Below are 17582 nucleotides of genomic sequence, written 5' to 3'. Positions count from 1 at the left end.
TAAGTATTATTTTTGTTTGCCGCCAGACAATGTATTTTGTACGATGTGCGACGAATTATGCTTATTTTTTTGATAAAATAACAAGGTTAATCCCCTTTTAATGTTAGATTTGATTTTATGCACTAATATTGACCAGATTGTTAATTGATACATGATATTTATTCAACAACTATTCTTACCGTAAAAGTATTATGAAAATAATTCTAAAATACATTATTGCGCTACTGCTGCTCTGTCATTCAAGTCTTTGGGCGCGGGATTGGCGCGTGAATACGTTGCCCAAGCCGCCAGATGGGAATTTGTGGGCAGTGTCTAACCCCGACAGTCTTTTGTCAGCGGAGGAAGTAGCCAAACTCAACACACTTCTATCTGATATTGAACAAAATACATCGTCTAAAATTACGGTGGCAGTGGTGATGTCCATTAACGACGAAGTGCCCAAAGTTTTTGCCAACCAATTGTTTGATTATTGGGGAATGGGGCGCGAGGATAATACCATGCTTATTCTGTTTGTGCGCGATTTGCAACGCATGGAATTTGAAGTAGGGGCGCGGCTACGCTATGTATTGCCCGAAGACCTTTGCGTGCAGATTCAGCAGGAAAAAATGATGCCTGCTATTCGCAAAAAAGAGTACGGACAAGGGCTTATCAAAGGCGTAGAAAAAATGTCGGATATTGTAAACGAAAATAAAGATTTGCTCTTGGATACCGACCAAGAGTTGAGTTTTGCGTATGTGAAACGACACGGCTTTATACGATTGCGCAGTAAGGCTTTAGAGATTTATATTGGCCTGACCGTCTTGACGTTGCTTGCTTATATTGTCGTGTTGTTTAGGGCTATGATTACGCATGATTTTTATAAAAAATACCAAACCCTCAAGTTCTTTTCCATGTACGTTTGGTGGGTGCTGTTCCCAGTGCCATTTGTGGGGCTGTTTTTCTTTACCAAATACCTGATGAAAAAATGGCGCGATGCTCCGCGCAACAGCCCAACCACAGGCAAGCCAATGCACAAACTCACGGAAGAGGAAGAAGATGTGTATTTGCAAGCGGGTCAAATAGCCGAAGAAAGCGTGAAAGCCGTTGATTATGACGTATGGGTTTCGGGTGAGCCAAACGATATAATGATTCTCTCGTACAAAACGCGTTTTTCGAGATATACAAAATGTCCGAATTGCGGATTCCGCACGTATTACGAAGTTTATGACAATGTCGTAGAGTCGGCCACGTATGCGGGAACAGGCAAGGCCGAACGCAAACAAGTGTGTATGCAATGCAAATACGAACACGTGGTTACTTACACGATTCCGAGCAAAGCACGACACGGCGGCCAAAAAACAACTATCAAAAAGGCCATCAAACGCAGTATGCGCCCAGATTCTGAATCTAACAATCAGCCTTCATAATTTTAGATAATTGAAAAAGTGCCCAAAACGGCCAAGAATGATTCGTGCATTACGATAGTTCTTGGCCGTTTTGGGTTTGTTGGGGTGTATTGTGCTAATATTTTCTACCAAGATACCAAGCCTAAAGGCTTTTGACTGTTTCTTACAAATCCGTTAGGATTGAAATCTTTGTAGCAATTAATCAAATAAATATTAACCGCTAACCAATAAAAAAGGCTTCCGTGCATGATGCGCAGAAGCCTTTTTTATTGATGAAATATAAACTATTAAGCCAAGTTAATGACTACACAACGGTTGTTGAGAATGTCATCTTCTACGGTTTTGTACTTTACGTCTCTGCGAATTTCGCCGTTGGCGTAGCGCACGGTTACGCGTTCGTTGCGGTCAGTTTTGTCCGAGCGAACAGGGGCTTGCTTCGGAGCTGGTGCCTCTGGTTCGTCTTCCAATGCCACGCGTGTGCGTACAAGACTGTCAGCCTCTTCTTTTTGCAATTGGAGGCGTTGCGGTGGCTCTTGGCGCACTGGTACAGGCTCTTGAATGATTTGTTGCACTGGTGCAGATTCTTCTTGCGGAATGCCCGATTTGAACAAGAACCCGATTATCTCTTCGTTTACGTGGTTGATAAAGGCTTTGAATAAGTTGAAAGACTCAAATTTATAGACTAACAATGGGTCTTTTTGTTCAAATACTGCGTTTTGTACCGATTGTTTCAAATCGTCCATTTCGCGCAAATGCTCTTTCCAAGCGTTGTCGATGAAGCCCAACGAAACATATTTTTCCAATGCTTTATTCACTTCCATACCGCTATTTTCGATAGCTTTTTTCAATGGAACATAAATTTGCATGTGGAATTTGCCATCCGTGAACGGAACTACAATGTTTTCGATTAGTTCGCCGCGCTCTTGGTGCAACTGCTGGAACACAGGCAAAGTCATTTCCGCGATTTGGCGGCAACGTTCGTTGTAATAGCTCTGAACCTCTTTGTAGAGTTTTTGTAGCAATTCAGGTTGTTTCAAACGGCCAAATTCATCTTTGCTAATGGCTGGATTGAAGCCGTACAGGTGCATACACTGCAACTTGAAGTTGTCGTAGTCGCCGCTTGGCTTGTTGTTTTCCAAAATATTATCACAAGACGAATAAATAATGCTCATTACATCAAGTTGCAAACGCTCTCCGAACAAGGCATTACGACGACGTTTGTAAATTACTTCGCGTTGCGAGTTCATCACGTCATCATATTCCAACAAACGCTTACGAATGCCGAAGTTATTTTCTTCTACTTTCTTCTGAGCGCGTTCGATAGAGCTGGTAATCATCGAATGTTGAATTACTTCGCCTTCTTCCAAGCCCATTTTGTCCATCCAATTCGCGATTCTTTCCGAACCGAACAAACGCATCAAGTTATCTTCCAAACTCACGAAGAATTGCGAAGAACCTGGGTCACCCTGACGGCCAGAACGTCCGCGTAACTGTCTGTCCACACGGCGCGACTCGTGGCGTTCCGTACCGATAATGGCCAAACCGCCTGCCGCTTTAGATTCTGGTGTTAGTTTAATATCCGTACCACGACCCGCCATGTTGGTAGCAATGGTTACGGTACTTGATTTACCTGCTTCCGCAACGATTTCGGCTTCTTTTTGGTGGTATTTTGCGTTCAAAACTTGGTGCTGAATGCCACGCATTTTGAGCAAACGACTCAAAATCTCCGAAATTTCGACCGAAGTAGTACCCACCAACACTGGGCGGCCTTGCTTGGTCAAAGTTACGATTTCTTCTACTACCGCATTGAATTTCTCACGCATGGTTTTGTACACCTTGTCTTGTTCGTCTTTGCGGGAAATTTGCTTGTTGGTCGGGATTACAACCACATCCAACTTGTAGATTTGGTAAAATTCGCCTGCTTCCGTTTCGGCAGTACCCGTCATACCAGCAAGTTTGTGGTACATACGGAAATAATTTTGAAGCGTAACCGTTGCGTAAGTTTGCGTTGCGTCTTCGATTTTAACGTTTTCTTTCGCTTCGAGTGCTTGGTGCAAACCATCCGAATAACGGCGGCCTTCCATGATACGACCTGTTTGCTCATCTACGATTTTGATTTTACCGTCCATGATCACATATTCGGTATCTTTTTCAAAAAGCGTGTAAGCTTTGAGCAACTGTTGGATGGTATGGATACGCTGTGTTTTCTCTGAATATTCGTTGATTACTCTGTCTTTCAGTGCCAAACGGTCTTCTTCAGGCAATCCTTTGTCTTTTTCGATAGCCCCCAATTCTACCCCCAAATCCGGTAGGATAAAGAAATGTGGGTCTTCGCCGCCTGCCGTAATAAAGTCAATGCCTTTTTCGGTCAGGTCAATGCTGTTGTGCTTTTCGTCAATCACAAAATACAATGGACGGTCAGCCTCAGGCATCATTTTAGAGTTATCTTGTAGGTAAAACGATTCTGTTTTGTTCAAAATCGCTTTGTTACCAGTTTCACTCAAATATTTAATCAAAGGTTTGTTTTTAGGTAAACCTCTGTACGCTCTGAACAATGCGATGCCGCCTTCTTTCTCGTCGCCAGCCGCTATTTTCTTTTTGGCATCAATCAAATATTGATTTACCAATTGTTTTTGCGCTTCTACGAGGCGTGCTACGCGTGGTTTGAGGGCATCAAATTCGTGTTGGTCGCCGCGTGCCATTGGGCCAGAAATAATCAAAGGCGTACGAGCATCGTCAATCAACACGGAATCCACTTCGTCCACCATTGCGTAATGCAATTTGCGTTGAACGAGTTCTTCGGGGCTGTTGGCCATGTTATCGCGCAGATAATCAAAGCCAAATTCGTTGTTGGTACCGTAAGTAATATCTGCGGCGTAAGCCTTGCGACGGGCAGGGGAGTTTGGTTCGTGTTTGTCGATGCAATCCACGCGCAAGCCATGAAACTCAAACAATGGAGCCATCCATTCCGAGTCACGTTTGGCGAGGTAGTCGTTCACGGTTACGATGTGTACACCGCGTTTTGCTAATGCGTTAAGGAAGGCTGGGAGGGTAGCAACGAGTGTTTTACCTTCACCTGTGGCCATTTCCGAGATTTTGCCCTGATGCAATACGATACCACCAATAATTTGTACGTCGTAGTGCTGCATTTCCCATGTCATTTCGGCACCTGCCGCATACCATGTTTTGTGCCAAACGGCGGAGTCGCCTTCAATCACAACATTGGATTTGAGGCCAGCGATTTCGCGGTCGAAGTCGGTGGCTGTTACGCGCAAACTACCATTTTCTTTGTAGCGGCGTGCTGTATCTTTTACGATAGCAAAAGCCACAGGTAGTACTTCCATGAGCACTACTTCCAATTGCTTGTTGCGTTCGAGTTCAAGTTTATCTATTTGTTTGAAAATACCGTCTTTGCTGCGAATATCCAATTGCGGATTTTCGGCGATTTGGGTGTGTAGCGCAGCGATTTGGCTGTCAATATCGGCCAAAAAAGTATCAATGGTGTTTCTTACTTCTTGCGTTTTGGCGCGTAATTGGTCGTCAGTCAGGTTTTTGAGCAGAAGCCATTGACTGTTCACCTCGTGCACATACGGGAGCAATTTTTTGATGTCTTGCTCTGATTTTGTGCCAAACAGCTTGGTAATTCCTTTTGTAATGAGATTTAACATAATGACAAGTATTGTTGAGAAGGTATGCGTGCCGCGCAATAGGGCGTTTGCGGCGGTGCAAATGTATAACTTTTTTTTCTATAAGCTCAAAATGCACTACAAAAGCCTTTCCGTAAATACAAAAGCTGTCATATTGTCCTGATAAAAATGTTTTTTGCGAAATAATGGCAGTGTGCCGGGCTTTTCGGCTGCCGAGATAGTAGTTTTTCTGGCTTAAAGGAGCTTGTGTAAGGTCTGTGTTATACTACTCTTTTATTCAAGAAACATTGGTGCTTCTGTTGCGTATAATACATTTTTAACGAATTGGTAAATTGTATTATTTGTAGTGATTGTGTATCATTGTATGATCATTTAGACTTCATAATATACTCTAATTTTATTTTTGAATAATATTTTAAAAAAATGTAATTTATTTTAGCTAATTTACTTCAATTACCTACACTTATGGAAAAATTTGACAACTGCTATTCATGGAAGTGGCATTTATTTTTTTGTGCTTTACTGTTTTTCCCTACTTGGAGTTGGGCTCAAGGAACAACTTGTGGGGGAGCAAATAATCTGGTGGTAAATGGGCCTGGCATAACAGCCACGATAAATGACGCAACAAGTAGTGGGACGGCAGCAGTTTGCGGAACTAACGTACGTCGTGAAGGTTGGTATGTGTTTACGACGACGGATGTGGCCGATGTAACTATTACGCTTACGGGCAATTACAATCCCGCCATTCAGCTGCTTAGTGGAGCCTGTAATGGAACGCAGGTTGCTTGCCAAAATGCGAATGGAAGTGCTGGGGCTGGAGGCTCAAGTACCGAAACCCTGACGCGCACTTCATTGGCGGCAGGAACGTATCTGGTTCGTGTCGTGAACCTTACAACCAACAATATGTCTGTAACGGAGTTGTCTGTAGATGCTGCTTATCCTTGCGTTGCGCCAACCGCTCAACCAACCGCACTTTCGCTTACGCCTGCTTCAGCTTCGGCCATTAATGGCTCGTTTACGGCTGCTACTGGTTCGCCTTCGGGTTATTTGGTGGTGCGTAGTACAAGTAGTACGCTTTCTGTATCACCGACTGACGGCACTACTTATACAGTAGGTGGTACGCTTGGCGGTGGAACTGTGGTAGCTGTTACGTCAGGAACTACTTTTAGCACTACAGGGCTTGTGGCCAATACAAGGTATTATTTTTTTGTATTCGCTTACAATAACACATCGTGTATCAATGGCCCAAAATATCGCACAGCTTCTCCCTTGTCTGATGATGCCATTACTTGCCTGTCGGCTCCTACAGCCCTGACGAGCAGTAGTATTACGTACAACTCTGCGACTGTGGGCTGGGGAACTGTTGCGGGAGCAGCTTCTTATACGTTGGAATGGAAACTATCTTCTTCGGCTACTTATACAGCCGTAACAGGCATTACTGCAACAACTTACAGCCTGACAGGTTTGGATTATGCGGTATCGTATGATTTTAGGGTAACTGCATTGGGAACTTCTTGTAATAGTGCAGTTTCGTCTGTGGCATCTTTCACGACAAGTTGTCCTGCGTCGAACTCTGTAAACGTTGTAGATGGTTTTGAAACGGCTTGTTCTTTCTGGACTTTAGTGAATGGCTCGCAAACCAATAAGTGGTATATTGGTACAGCTACTAAACGAGCGGGCACTAAATCGATCTATATTTCTAGTAATGGAGGTACAAATAATGACTATACTAATAATTCTTCTGTAACACACTTTTACAGAGACATTGTTTTCCCTGCCAACAAGTGCTATACCTTAAAGTTTTATTATAAAAGCAACGGAGAGGCCAATGATTACTTGCGCGTATTTTTAGTGCCCACCTCTACTACTGTTACGGCAGGCACGCAGCTTACCGCTGGCCAGATTGGTAATACTTATTCTGGGCAAAATGCTTATACACAAGCATCTATTAAGTTGAATAGTGCTACGATTGCAGGTACGACACAACGTTTGGTTTTTAGTTGGAGAAATAATAATAACAATAGAAACCAGCCGCCGGCTTCCATTGATGACATCGAAGTTGTGGTAGAAGATCCTACTGTTCCTTCGGGGGCGGCTTCGCTTGTCTCGCCCACCAGTGGTGTGATGAACTTGTGTAGTGCTCCAACGCTTTCGTGGCTTGCACCAACCAATACAGATTGTAATGCGGCCACTGGATATGATGTTTATGTGCAAACCAATAACACAACTTTTACTACTCCAGTAGCTACCAATATTACGACCACTACTTATACGCCTTCTGGCCTGTCTATGGGGACATATTATTGGAAAATAGTGCCTCGCAATATTTCGGGAGCATATCCCGTAGCCTCTTGTCCTGTGTGGTCGTTTAACATAGGGGCTGGTGTCGCCGCAAATGAAATGGCTTGTACGGCTTATAATCTGCCTTTGGGCGTAAATTTGGGGGGAGATAATAAGTGCGCAACGGGCACGGGTGAGCCTGCCGCTCCTACAGGCTGGACTACAGGAACGCTCAATACCGTTTGGTATAAAGTAACAGCTCCAGCTTCTGGGCGATTGAAAATACGCACTACATTAGGAACACTCACAGATACTCAAATACAATTGCTTTCGGCAACGAGCTGTAGCGGAACGTTCATGTCTATTGCAGTAAATGATGATGCGCCATCGTGTGGTTTGTCGTCGTACAAAAACTCTCAATTGTCGGTTACAGGCCTGACGGCGGGAGCTACCTACTATATTCGTGTAGATGGCGGTGATGATTTGGTAGGTACCTTTAATATTATGGCCGTTGACGGCAATGGCAATTTCCCTACTTCAGCAGGGCAAGCTTGTTCGGCTACAGTGCCTGTATGTAATGCGACTATGAATGTTGGTAATCCTGGTTATCAAGGGATTGGCTTTGAATGTGATTTCTCTGTTGCTGGTTGTTTGGGAGCAGGTGAACGTGGAGTTGTTTGGTATAAAATCCCTGTAAATGCGTCTGGTCAATTGATATTTAATATTATTCCAAACGATTATAATGGAGTTGTTGATGATGAAACAGATTATGACTTTGCTGTATGGAAAGTAACTAGCTCGCTATTGACCCCAAATAATAATGGGGCAGCGATAGCTTGTAGTGCTATTAGTACAGGTGGGGAAGCTCCAACTCCGTTACGTTGTAATTATAGTGCTTTAGGGGTTACGGGTTTGGCTCCGTCTGGGGCTTCACCTGTAGAATACCCTAATTATGACGATGCTTATGAAGATCCGATCAATGTGCTAGCTGGCGAGGAGTATGTATTGGTTATTAGTAATTATGCGAATAGTACATCTGGCTTTACGATTACTTTTGATGACGATAGTCCTGTGGCATATCCTACCTCCGCCTCTGTGTCGTCGGTTACATGGACGGGAGCTATTGATACCGATTGGTTTAAGGCTGAAAACTGGGGTGGATGTACAATTCCTGACCAAAATATTGACGCTCAAATCTCGCCTGCGGCAGCCAATCAACCGATTCTGACGGGTAATGCTTCTTGCAAAAACCTTATTATTAACCTAGATGCGAAGCTGACCATTAGTTTGGGTGGCCGAATTGATATTTATGGGGATTATAATAATGCGGGAGCGTTGTCAGCACTATCTTCCTCAACAATGCGTTTTTTGGGAGTAGCTACGCAAAATCTGATAGGCAATTTGGTGAATGAGAGTGCATTGCCGAATGTAACAGTGAACAAAACGTTGGGAAGTGTTGTGCAGCAGCAAGATATGCAACTCACTGGTACGTTTACGACCAATGCAACGGGTGTTTATAATGCCAGTGGCAAGCGTTTAACGTTGGCAGGTGATTTTGTTAATAATGGTACGTTTACTGCAGGAAGCGGAGGTGTGTTAGTATTTGATGGTATTACAGACCAAAATTATACTAACGCAGGAGAAGTGGAAAGCGTTGTCGTTAATAATGGTGGAGGTGCAAGTGTGTATGTGAACCTGAATAGTAATATGGTACTTTCGAGTACGGGTACACTGACGTTTACTTTAGGTAACATCAAGACAACACCTAGTTATGAAGTGAGAGTTAAAAATCGTAGTGTCAGTGCCATTAGTGCCGCCGCCAGTAGCTATGTGTGGGGTTATTTGCGCCGTTATGTGAATAGCACAGGTAGTTATACTTTCCCGCTGGGTATTGCGCAAGCCAACCCTGCTACTGTCAATTTTACGTCGGCTACTACCATAGATAACTTGCGCGGCAGATTTGGCATCACGCCAAGCTATACTGTGCCTTTTGCGGCGGTGATTGCTGAAGCTAGTACGGTAGCAGGTTGTAACCAACCTACTTATAACCAAGACGGCGGACGTGTCAATACAGGAAGTTGGGAAATAAGTGCCTTTAATTCTGCATTGAACCAAATCACAGGAGATGGTGTATATACGGTTAGCCTTTCGGCGAATGGTTTTACCAATGGAGGGAAATATGCCACTATTGCGAAAAATGGAGCCTTGTCTGGTACTCGTGTAGGCTGTTCAGATCCAAGTTCGGGTACTGTTACGGTGTCTCGTGCTGGCCTGACGGGCTTTTCAGAATTTGATGTGGTGCAAGCTGCCGAAGGTAGTTTGCCAATTACATTGGTTTCGTTGCGTGCTGTTGCTCAGAAAAATAACATTGGTGTATATTGGAGCACTGCACAAGAGCACAACAACGCGTATTTTGAGGTGTTGCGTAGCTCGGATAAGATGCACGAACCTAAAGTTATTGGCATTGTCAATAGTTGGGGTGATAGCAAAGTGCTTCATCAGTATTACTATGAAGACAGAGACGTAGAATCTGGGGTAGTTTACTATTATTCGTTACGTCAGGTGGATAGAGATGGGGGCTTTAGTTTCACACATAAGGTGTATGCTTCGTTGGGCTCACTAGTCTCCACTAGTGTGCGATTGTATCCTAATCCTGTTTCAAAACACCAAAACAGCACGGTAGAATTTTTAGCCCCAATATCAGGGAATGTGGACGTACAAATACTCGATATTTTGGGTAGAGTCTTGTGGCATAAAAACAGTTACTTAGATGCTGGCTATCATTTGGTGGAGTTGCCAACCAGCACGCTTCTGAGTGGGACTTACCATATCAATATCGCAGGAGATAATTTGTCTGAAAATGTCAAACTTATAGTCGTGCAATAGCTAAATTATTATTACATACTACCATTACAAAAAAAGCAACTATAATTTATAGTTGCTTTTTTTGTATATAAATAATTCTGGTAAAGTGGATGCCAATATTTTTTATTAAAAAAAATAGAAATATTATTTTGTTTATATTGGTATATACAACAGGTGTTTGCTATTTAATTTTGATTTTTGCTTTATTTTTAAAATTATATTTTGTTTTTGTTTTTATTTCAGCTTATTTGATTTGCTTTTTTTGTTTTTGTATAAAATATAATTTAGATTTGCTTTGTTTGGTAGATTTGAAAAAAGTCTAAAAAAAGGCCATGATTAGTGTGTTTTGCTTAAATTTTAAGTCGAATTGTTATTAAAATAAAATTACTATTACTTAATCAAGATGCTTATGAGAAACGCTTACAAGAACAAAAATTATTGGTTATTAATACTTCTTCTGCTGGCTCCACTAGTGAGTTTTGGGCAAGGAACTACTTGCGGAGGATCCACGTCTCTGACGGTAAATGGAGCTGGTGTAACGGCCACGATAAATGACGCAACAATTAATGGAACTGCAACAGTGTGTGGAAGAACCGTAACGAGGGAAGGCTGGTATTCTTTTACCCTTGCCTCGTTTTCTGACGTAACTATAACATTAGCTGCCAATCGTAATCCAGCCATTCAGTTGCTGAGTGGTACTTGTGCTAGCCTTACAGAAGTGTCTTGCGCTAACAATGGAGGGTCTGGTGTAACAGAAACGCTTACGCTATCATTAGCAGCAGGAACTTATCATGTGCGGGTTGTTAATGTGGGCAAAGATAATAATATGAGTGTAAGTTCTTTGACGGTTGTGGCATCGGCTTGTACAGCTCCGACTGCATCGGCATCTGCTCCGTCGCCAGCATCAGGCTCTACCCTGACGGGATGTGCTGCACCAACACTTTCTTGGACGGCTCCAGCACTTACAGGATGTAAGGCTGCTACGGGTTATGATGTGTACTTTGGTACGGCAGCTACGCCCACTACATTAGTTTCTTCTAATCAAGGTCTAACGAGTTATTCACCTTCTGGCTTGAGCTCCAGCACTACTTATTATTGGCAAATAGTGCCTCGTAACTCTTATGGTGCGTATGCCAAAGCCTCTTGCCCCGTATGGAGTTTTACGACAAGTGCTACAGTAGTATCGAATACTCCTAATATTACAGAAAATTTTGAAAGCACTTGCTTTCCTTGGACGATTGTAAACGGCTCGCAGACTAATAAATGGGTGGTGGGTACGGCCACAAAAAATGCAGGAGCAAAATCTATTTATATTTCTAATGACGGAAGTTCTAATGCTTATGATGTAAATGCAACTTCAGTAGTACATTTTTATAGAGATATAACTTTTCCTGTTAATCAATGTTATAATTTGAGCTTTTATTACAAAGGGCAGGGTGAAGGTTCTTATGACTATTTAAGAGTTTATTTAGTGCCTGTAACGACTACTATTACGGCGGGAACGCAATTGGCTTCGGGTCAAATTGGTACAACCTATAATGTGCAAGATGCTTATTCTCAAGTGTCTTTGAATTTGGATAATGCGGCTATAGCTGGAACTACCCAACGATTGGTATTTAGTTGGAGGAATGATGCATCATTAGGAACGCAGCCCCCTATTTCGATAGACGACATTGCTATTACGGCATCTTTGCCGTCTGTACCAGTGGCGGCGGCGACTATTTCTTCCCCTGCCAATGGTGCGGCCAATCTTTGTAGTGTGCCAACGCTTGCTTGGACGGCTCCGTCTAACACGGGTTGTAATGCAACTACTGGCTATGATGTTTATTTGCAAACGAACAGCACTACATTTACGACACCTGTATCAACGAATCAAACTGCCACTAATTATATTTCAGCTTCAGCATTACCGATAGGCACTTATTACTGGAAAATAGTACCACGCAACAGCGCAGGAGCGTATCCCATTGCTTCTTGCCCTGTTTGGTCGTTTAGTGTAGGCGCGGGTACTGCTGATAATGATGTGGCTTGTACGGCTATTAATCTGCCATTGGGTGTGAATTTGGGAGGCGATAATAGTTGCGCCAATGGCACTGGTGAGCCTGCTGCTCCAGGTGCTTGGACGGCAGGCAATTTGAATACGGTATGGTACAAGGTTACAGCCCCAGCCTCAGGCCGTTTGAAAATTCGTACAACATTAGGTACATTGGCTAATACACAAATTCAATTGTTTTCTGCTACAAGTTGTAGTGGGACGTTTACTTCTATTGCGGCTAATGATGATGCGCCAACGTGTGGTTCTTCTTCTTATACCAATTCTGAAATCACAGCTACAGGCCTTACCGCTGGCGCGACGTATTATATCCGTGTGGACGGTTATAGCAATCAGGTTGGTACGTTTAATATAATGGCCGTGGATGGTAGCGGCAGCTTTCCTACTTCAGCGGGGCAGGCTTGTTCGGCCAGTGTGCCTGTTTGTAACTCCAGTATGACGATTGGCAATCCTGGTTATCAGGGGATTGGTTACGAATGTGATTTTGCTTCGGCTGGCTGTTTGTCTTCTGGCGAACGTGGTTCTGTTTGGTACAAAATCCCTGTGAATGCAGCAGGTCAATTGATATTTAGCATCATTCCGAATGATTATGATGGGGTGGTAGGAGATGAAACGGATTATGACTTTGCCATATGGAAAGTGAAAAGTTCGGTGCTTAGTCCGCTGAATAATGATACAGCTGTGGCGTGTTCGTCTATTTCTGATCCCTTAGATCCTCCAACACCCTTGCGTTGTAATTATAGTTATTTGGGTGTAACAGGGGTTGATGTGTCGGGTAATGCACCAAGTGCATATCCAGGCTATGACGCTGCTTATGAGCTGCCGATTAATGTAGTGTCAGGAGAAGAGTACTTGTTGGTTATCAGTAATTATACGAACAGTACCTCTGGTTTTACGATTACGTTTGACGATGTATCTCCAGTTGCCTATCCAACGGCAGCGTCCGTGTCGTCTGTTACTTGGACTGGTTCTATTGATACAGATTGGTTTAAGAAGGAGAACTGGGGTGGTTGCGAAATACCAAACGCGAATATAGATGCACAGATTTCGCCCTCCGCCGCCAATCAGCCCATTATAACGGGTAATGCTACGTGTAAAAGTTTGATAATCAATCTAGACGCTAAAGTAACAATAGGCTTAGGTGGACGTGTAGATATTTATGGTGATTATAATAATGCAGGTATTCTGACGGCATTGCCTACGACTACAATGCGATTTTTGGGTACTGCCGCTCAAACTTTGATAGGTAATCTAATCAATGAAAGTGCCTTGCCAAATGTAACCATCAATAAAACAGCAGGTAGCGTAACGCAACAACAAGATATGGAGTTGAATAGTACTTTTACTATTGCCAATGGTGTTTATAATGCTAATAGTAAACGTTTGACCGTCGGGGGTAACTTTACTAATAATGCTACATTTAGCCCTGGCACTGGAGGTATATTAGAGTTTGATGGTACTGCTGATCAGACTTATACGAATGCTGGAATAATCGATTTGGAGAATGTAGTTATCAATAATGGCGGCGGCGTAGGGGTTTATGTGAATCTTGGAAGTAATATGATACTTTCTAACACAGCAACACTTATGTTTACATTGGGCAGTATTAAGACGACCACTAGTTATGAGGTGCGCGTGAAAAATAGAGCAGTAGGTGCAGTAAGTAGTGCTGCAGGTAGTTATGTGTGGGGCTATTTGCGCCGTTTTGTGAATAGTACAGGAAGTTATACGTTTCCGTTGGGTGTAGCGCAAGCAAACCCTGTAACAGTAAATTTCACAGGATCGACAACGATCGATAATTTGCGTGGTCGTTTTGGTATAACACCAAGCTATACCGTTCCATTTGCAGCAGTAATTGCGGAAGCAAGTACCGTTGCGGGTTGTAATCAGCCAACTTATAACCAAGATGGCGGTCGCATCAATACGGGCACATGGGAGGTAAGTGCTTTCAACTCGGCATTGACCCAAATTACTGGCGACGGTACTTATACGATTAGTATTACTGCCAATGGGTTTACAAATGGCGGCAAATATGCGACGATAGCCAAGAATGGAGCCTTGTCTGGTACTCGCGTAGGCTGTTCAGATCCAAGTTCGGGTAGTGTAACGGTGTCTCGCAGTGGCTTGAGTGGTTTCTCTGAATTTGATATAGTGCAAGCAGCGGATGGAACCTTGCCTGTAACCTTGTTGTCTTTGCGAGCATCGAGCAAAGGGCATAGCATCGGCGTTTATTGGGCAACAGCGCAAGAACAAAACAATGCATACTTTGAGGTATTGCGTAGCACAAGCAACTCAGGAGAGACTGTTGTAATAAGCAAAGTGTCGAGCTTTGGAGATAGTCGCGAAGTTCACAACTATTATTATGAAGACAAGAACGTAGAATCTGGGGTTGTTTATTACTACTCGTTGCGTCAGGTGGACAGAGACGGCGGTTTTAGTCTAAGTCATAAAGTTCATGCGTCGTTGGGTATGTTGGAAGAAGGAGGATTGACATTGTATCCGAATCCAATGTCTTCTGCTCAAAACTGTAAGTTAGAGTTGTTATTGCCACAATCTGATAAAGTAGAAGTAACTGTTACGGATGTTTTGGGTCGCCCAATTTATCGCCATGGATATGAGTTGGCGGGAGGTTTCCATATCTTAGAATTGCCAACAAAACACTTGAAAACGGGCACATATCACGTAACACTGTTGGGCGATAACATATACGAGACTACTAAATTGATAATCGTTAAATAATAAAATAAACTTAGCCAGATACGGCTAGATGCAGAAAAAAGCTGCTGTAAGAGTTTATTTATATTGAAAAAGTGGGTAGTGTTATTTTCTAAAAAGAATAATACTACCCACTTTTTTGTGCCAGAGTCAATAGATTTCTTCCCCAAGAAATAACCAACATTATTATTGATGGGCGGCTAATTTCCAACAAGAACCATTCTGTTATATCTTATTTTTCAGTTACTTATGAATATAGTAATTTTGTTATTTAGAAAAATTCTAAATAATTTCTTGCAAGTTAAAATCTATAAACCTACTTTTGTCTTATTATTTAGAATAAATCTAATTAAAAATAATGAAGACAAAATCTATCTGTTTCTTTTTGGGATTGTTTGCTTGGCTCAATGCAGTGGCGCAAAACGCCCAACAAGTAAGCATTCGGGGAAAGGTACAAAACCATAAGGGTGAAATCGTGCTTGCTTCCGTGTGGGTCAAAAATCTGCGCATCGGGCAAAGCACAGAGCCAGACGGTACATTTTTGCTTCAATTGCCTGCGGGGAAACATACGATTACGGTTCAATGCGTTGGTTATGAGGTTTTTGAAAAAGAAATAGAAGCCGCCGCAGCGCAAGATTTGGGCGCGGTAATTTTGTCCGAAAAGCAAAGTTTACTCAATGATGTAGTCGTAACGGGGCAGTTTACGCCGCAGTCGGTCAAAAATTCGGTCTATAAAGTTCGTACTATTTCCCAAGAACAAATAAAAAGACGTGCGGCCACATCGGTAACGGCGGTGTTGAGTACGGAACTTGGAATGCGTTTTTCCAATGACCTCACGCTGGGCACAACCGACGTGCAACTCATGGGAATGTCGGGGCAAAACGTAAAAGTGCTTTTGGACGGCGTGCCACTCGTGGACAGAGGTACAACCCGCGAGAGTTTGGGACAAATTGATATTAACACCATCGAAAGAATTGAAATCGTAGAAGGCCCCATGTCGGTGAGCTACGGAACAGACGCGCTGGCAGGAGTAATCAATATTATTACCAAGAAAAAAAATACACCTTCGGCTTGGACGGTTTCCGCCCGCCTACAAGAAGAAACTGCCAGCAAAGAATATGAACCTCTTGATGGTGAAGGTGCTCATAACCAAATGATTGGATTGGGTTGGCAACACAAAGGCTTGCAGGTTTCGGGCAATTTGACGCGCAATACTTTTGGCGGTTGGCAAGGCTCTTATACGGGCAGAGCCAAAGAATGGATGCCCAAAGAACAGTATTTGACTACGGCCATGTTGGGCTATGGCAAAAGCCGCTGGAACGTGTGGTACAGGCTGAATCAAACCAACGAAACCCTGAAAAGTTTGGGAAATACTTATATCAATACGGCCACCAAACATTTGGCCGCCACAGACAAGCACTATGTAACAAATCGTTGGTTTCATCAGGCACAAGGCGATTATACTTGGAACGAAAAACACAGCCTTACGGCGGCTTTGGCTTACACGGATTATTCGCGCGAAACGCAGACTACCGACATAGATTTACAAACCAACAAACGCACGCTTTCTTTGGAGCAAGGCGCACAAGACAAAGCCACTTTTCAGACGGTGTTTGGGCGCGTAACGGCGCAACATGCTTGTTCTGAGTTGTTTTCGGTGCAGCATGGCTTGGAACTTAACCACAACGCAGCCACAGGCCAACGCATCGCAGGAACGCCCAAAATTACGGATTTGGCTTATTTCATTTCGGCAGAGCTAAAACCAACGGATTGGATGAATTTGCGACCAGGTTTGCGTTTTGTTAAAAACTCGGTGTACGATGCGCCGCCTGCTATTCCGTCGCTAAACACCAAGTTCAAACTTTGGCCAACGCTGGATTTGCGCATGGCGTATGCACGTGGTTTTCGTTCACCTTCGCTGAGCGAACTTTACTTTACTTTTTTTGATAGCAACCATTCCATCAAAGGCAACACGAATCTGAAGGCCGAATATTCCAATAGCTTCAATACGTACTTTGCTTGGCAGGCGGTTTCTAAATCGCGTTTGAGCCTGAACGTGTCGGTAGGAGGGTTTTACAATACTTTCAAAAACTTGATTTCGATTGGCTCAGACCCCACCAACGCACAGATTTACACGTACTTAAATGTTGATAAAAACAAAACGTTGGGTTTGGTGTGGAACAATACGCTTCAGTGGCAAAACCTTCAGGCCGAAGTGGGCTACTCGCGTATCGGTCGGTACAATCAGCTGGCCAGTAGCGAAGATTTGCCCGAATTTGTGTGGGCAGATGAGCTAAACGCAACGCTTCATTACAACTTCCCCAAAGCCAATGCCAGCATTAGTTTTTATTACAAATATACGGGGCAATTGCCGCGCTATCAGTTGGGTACGGACAGCAACGGCGGCGAGGCGGTACATCTTACCAAAACGCTGGATTTTCATACCGCAGACCTGACTGTCAATAAGTTATTTTATAAATATTATACGCTTACGGCTGGGGTAAAAAACATCTTTGATGTAACGAGCATCAATAACACGACCACCGACACGGGGGCGGCGCATAGCTCGGCCGGGGCTGTACCTGTGGCTTATGGCAGGTCGTACACACTGGGCATTTTGTTCCAGATTCATTAGAA

At 43.3% G+C, this 17582-nt stretch carries 5 protein-coding genes; 4 read left to right on the top strand and 1 reads right to left on the bottom strand.

Annotated elements, in window-relative coordinates; all coding sequences use genetic code 11:
* Positions 1–191 precede the first annotated feature (191 nt).
* The gene (locus BM090_RS00220) at positions 192–1406 is read left to right on the top strand and encodes a TPM domain-containing protein (protein ID WP_091505551.1); all 1215 of its coding nucleotides are present in this window, start codon (positions 192–194) and stop codon (positions 1404–1406) included.
* 266 nt (positions 1407–1672) lie between these two features.
* Here BM090_RS00220 and secA read toward each other — a convergent pair whose 3' ends face one another.
* A complete protein-coding gene (secA, locus tag BM090_RS00215; RefSeq protein ID WP_091505549.1) occupies positions 1673–5053 on the bottom strand; it encodes a preprotein translocase subunit SecA in 3381 nt (1126 codons plus the stop codon).
* A gap of 444 nt (positions 5054–5497) precedes the next feature.
* Between secA and BM090_RS00210 the strand changes: the two genes are divergently transcribed.
* From BM090_RS00210 to BM090_RS00195, 3 genes are all read left to right on the top strand, one after another.
* Positions 5498–10198: a fibronectin type III domain-containing protein gene (locus BM090_RS00210; protein WP_091505546.1), complete on the top strand. Its 4701-nt coding sequence runs from the start codon at positions 5498–5500 to the stop codon at positions 10196–10198.
* Between the two features lie 388 nt (positions 10199–10586).
* Complete coding sequence (locus tag BM090_RS00200) at positions 10587–14969, top strand: T9SS type A sorting domain-containing protein (protein ID WP_177199790.1); 4383 nt, start codon at positions 10587–10589, stop codon at positions 14967–14969.
* A 334-nt stretch (positions 14970–15303) separates the two neighbouring features.
* Positions 15304–17580 carry a TonB-dependent receptor gene (locus BM090_RS00195; RefSeq protein ID WP_091505540.1) on the top strand — a complete coding sequence of 759 codons (2277 nt, stop codon included), beginning with the start codon at positions 15304–15306 and terminating at the stop codon, positions 17578–17580.
* Positions 17581–17582 lie beyond the last annotated feature (2 nt).

It is taken from the genome of Flexibacter flexilis DSM 6793 (assembly GCF_900112255.1).
Taxonomy (GTDB): domain Bacteria; phylum Bacteroidota; class Bacteroidia; order Cytophagales; family Flexibacteraceae; genus Flexibacter; species Flexibacter flexilis.
The sequence above is the reverse complement of the archived record's forward strand: the minus strand, read 5'-3'. Positions and strand labels throughout refer to the sequence as shown.

What these genes read in the sequence shown, in the direction of transcription:
- BM090_RS00220 (WP_091505551.1), top strand. Translation starts at nt 192, where the DNA reads ATGAAAATAATTCTAAAATACATTATTGCGCTACTGCTGCTCTGTCAT.
- secA (WP_091505549.1), bottom strand. Translation starts at nt 5,053, where the DNA reads ATGTTAAATCTCATTACAAAAGGAATTACCAAGCTGTTTGGCACAAAA.
- BM090_RS00210 (WP_091505546.1), top strand. Translation starts at nt 5,498, where the DNA reads ATGGAAAAATTTGACAACTGCTATTCATGGAAGTGGCATTTATTTTTT.
- BM090_RS00200 (WP_177199790.1), top strand. Translation starts at nt 10,587, where the DNA reads ATGAGAAACGCTTACAAGAACAAAAATTATTGGTTATTAATACTTCTT.
- BM090_RS00195 (WP_091505540.1), top strand. Translation starts at nt 15,304, where the DNA reads ATGAAGACAAAATCTATCTGTTTCTTTTTGGGATTGTTTGCTTGGCTC.